The 1,673-nt window shown below is 50.9% G+C and carries 2 protein-coding genes; both read right to left on the reverse strand.

The features are described 5' to 3' along the window. Positions 1–570, reverse strand: a 570-nt coding sequence (locus tag BQ17_RS01955; RefSeq protein WP_089724057.1) for a JAB domain-containing protein, incomplete at its 3' end; no start/stop codon positions are given. Positions 571–648: 78 nt separating this feature from the next. After that, on the reverse strand, positions 649–936 hold the full coding sequence (locus BQ17_RS01960; RefSeq protein WP_089724058.1) for a type II toxin-antitoxin system Phd/YefM family antitoxin: 288 nt from the start codon (positions 934–936) through the stop codon (positions 649–651). Positions 937–1,673 lie beyond the last annotated feature (737 nt).

The raw sequence follows: 1,673 nt of genomic DNA on the forward strand, positions 1-1,673 counted from the left end.
TGCTATTTCAATAACCCTTTCTTTTTCTTTCTTTTCTCCAAACTGAATCCCTTCTTTTAATCCCTCTTCTTTCCCAAGTTGAATCCCTTCATTCTTGATCCTCTTCTTGACTTTATAAGGCAAAATCCAGCGTTCGCTTGCCTGAAGTTTCTTGAAGATCCCCGAATCGACAAAACTATGATAGGTTTCGTCGCTGATGATGAGATGATCGATCACTTCGACCTTGAGGAATTTTCCCGCTTGAATAAAATGATCGGTGAGGTCCTGATCTTCGATTGAAGGCGTTACATTCCCACCGGGGTGGTTATGGACCATGATAACCTGAACGGCCAGCTTGTAAATCGCCATGCGGAAGGCTTCTCTGGGGTTGATGTTTGCCATGTTGGAAGACCCCAGCGCGACCAACTCGATATAGAGGATCTTGTTGGCTTGATTCAAACCCACCATCCAGAAGTGTTCCTGACCTTGACCGATTTTATTCTCTCGACGGAGAATTTGGCGCATGATCAGATAAATGTCTTCCGCACCCTTTACGGTGACTTTTTGTTGCTTGCTTAATTTGACTTCCATTGCGGGACTTCTATAGAACGCCTAACGGGGGCATAAGGCGCAAGCAATGAACGCGTGCAACGCGCGTGGCTGTCGTGGCTATTGCTTGTCGCGCTTGATGCCTTGGTTGGGTGCGTTCTTGAGCCGCCGGCGCATCTCTTGGCTTGACACACCACCCTCCCTGCTCTGTCTTTCACGCGAACGCTCTATCAAGGCAACGAACGCGGGGTTCGTACTCAGAGACACGGTCTCCAGGTCCCCGTTTGGGACCGCAAGCAGCGCAGCAACCGGACGACCGTGATCCGTAACCACAAGAGGGAGATTTTCCCCATGTCCGGCATATTGCCCCAGGGCCTCCCGGGCTTCAGCGATTTCGATGGTCTTCATAATTGGACTTCTTCCCCGCCGATCCGGACCGAACTACGGATCTTGATCCCTACGGCACGCACCAAGACGCGTTTTTCAGGTTCCTCAAGAACATCATAGTACGCCCGGAGGTCGCCGATGCGCAATTCCCAAGGTGCTACCGGATTGGGGCGCATGGGCTTTCGATTCCTCGTCTCTACGCCCGGCTGTGCGCGAGTTGGTTATCCACCGAATCGAGAACGATCGATCTTTGTCGAGCCTTCAAAGCACAGAGATGATCCTCCGCATCAGGTGAATACTCGATGGTATAAGGCAACGGATAGCTCTCCCATCAGGAATGTACCCCACCGTCCTACCAGACGAAAGCACCCGACCCGCGCAAAACAAAGTGGGTGTCCTTTTTCAAGGTGCCAAGGTGCTACCGGATTGGGACGCATGGGCTTTCGATTCCTCGTCTCTACGCCCGGCTGATGCGCGAGTTGGTTATCCAGCGAATCGAGAACGATCGATCTTTGTCGAGCCGCCAAAGCCCGGAGATGATCCTCCGCATCAGGTGAATACTCGATGGTATAAGGCAACGGGTAGCTCTCCCATCAGGAATGTACCTCACCGTCCTACCAAACGAAAGCCCCCGATTCGCGCAAAACAAAGTGGGTGTCCTTTTATTATTCTTTTATATGTGGGTCTAGATAACTTTAGCATCTACAACTGCATGCTAAGGTTATGTTATGCAAGGAAAAAATAGGTATTTTAGGCGT

Origin of the sequence: Candidatus Thiosymbion oneisti (assembly GCF_900092655.1) — a bacterium.
Lineage (GTDB): Bacteria > Pseudomonadota > Gammaproteobacteria > Chromatiales > Chromatiaceae > Thiosymbion > Thiosymbion oneisti.